The following is a 1,687-nucleotide window of genomic DNA, read 5'->3' as shown; positions in this document are numbered from 1 at the left end:
CTCTCAAAACTGAATAAGATTTGATAACCTAGTGTAAGTTTCCGTAATATCCTTAGAAAGGAGGTGATCCAGCCGCAGGTTCTCCTACGGCTACCTTGTTACGACTTCACCCTAATCATCTGTCCCACCTTAGACGGCTAGCTCCTAAAAGGTTACCCCACCGGCTTTGGGTGTTACAAACTCTCATGGTGTGACGGGCGGTGTGTACAAGGCCCGGGAACGTATTCACCGTGGCATGCTGATCCACGATTACTAGTGATTCCAACTTCATGCAGGCGAGTTGCAGCCTGCAATCCGAACTGAGAACGGCTTTAAGAGATTAGCTTGACCTCGCGGTTTCGCAACTCGTTGTACCGTCCATTGTAGCACGTGTGTAGCCCAGGTCATAAGGGGCATGATGATTTGACGTCATCCCCACCTTCCTCCGGTTTATCACCGGCAGTCTCACTAGAGTGCCCAACTTAATGCTGGCAACTAATAATAAGGGTTGCGCTCGTTGCGGGACTTAACCCAACATCTCACGACACGAGCTGACGACAACCATGCACCACCTGTCATTCTGTCCCCGAAGGGAACGCCTAATCTCTTAGGTTGGCAGAAGATGTCAAGACCTGGTAAGGTTCTTCGCGTAGCATCGAATTAAACCACATGCTCCACCACTTGTGCGGGCCCCCGTCAATTCCTTTGAGTTTCAACCTTGCGGTCGTACTCCCCAGGCGGAATGCTTAATGCGTTAGCTGCGGCACTGAAGGGCGGAAACCCTCCAACACCTAGCATTCATCGTTTACGGCATGGACTACCAGGGTATCTAATCCTGTTCGCTACCCATGCTTTCGAGCCTCAGCGTCAATAACAGACCAGACAGCCGCCTTCGCCACTGGTGTTCTTCCATATATCTACGCATTTCACCGCTACACATGGAGTTCCACTGTCCTCTTCTGTATTCAAGTTATTTAGTTTCCGATGCACTTCTTCGGTTGAGCCGAAGGCTTTCACATCAGACTTAAAAAACCGCCTGCGCTCGCTTTACGCCCAATAAATCCGGACAACGCTTGCCACCTACGTATTACCGCGGCTGCTGGCACGTAGTTAGCCGTGGCTTTCTGGTTAAATACCGTCAAAGCGTAAACAGTTACTCTTACACTTGTTCTTCTTTAACAACAGAGTTTTACGAGCCGAAACCCTTCTTCACTCACGCGGCGTTGCTCCATCAGACTTTCGTCCATTGTGGAAGATTCCCTACTGCTGCCTCCCGTAGGAGTCTGGGCCGTGTCTCAGTCCCAATGTGGCCGATTACCCTCTCAGGTCGGCTACGTATCATCGCCTTGGTGGGCTTTTATCTCACCAACTAGCTAATACGCCGCGGATCCATCCTAAAGCGATAGCAGAACCATCTTTCAAGTAGAAGTCATGCGACTTTTACTAATTATACGGTATTAGCACTTGTTTCCAAATGTTATCCCATACTTCAGGGCAGGTTATCCACGTGTTACTCACCAGTTCGCCACTCGTCCCAATGTTAAAAATTAATGCAAGCACCAATTTTTAACGAGGACGCGTTCGACTTGCATGTATTAGGCACGCCGCCAGCGTTCGTCCTGAGCCAGGATCAAACTCTCATCTTAGAGATGAAAAGCTTAACTTAGCTCATCAAATTAATTGTTTTTTTATAAGCGAATTGACTTCG

The 1,687-nt window shown here is 48.8% G+C and carries 1 rRNA gene; it reads right to left on the bottom strand.

Features of this window, described 5'->3' with window-relative positions:
• Window positions 1-56 precede the first annotated feature (56 nt).
• Window positions 57-1,625, bottom strand: a 16S ribosomal RNA gene (locus FD06_RS02550).
• Window positions 1,626-1,687 lie beyond the last annotated feature (62 nt).

Origin of the sequence: Apilactobacillus ozensis DSM 23829 = JCM 17196 (assembly GCF_001435995.1) — a bacterium.
In the GTDB taxonomy this organism is placed as follows: domain Bacteria; phylum Bacillota; class Bacilli; order Lactobacillales; family Lactobacillaceae; genus Apilactobacillus; species Apilactobacillus ozensis.
Note: the sequence above shows the minus strand (reverse complement) of the source record. Positions and strands in the feature narration are given on the sequence as shown.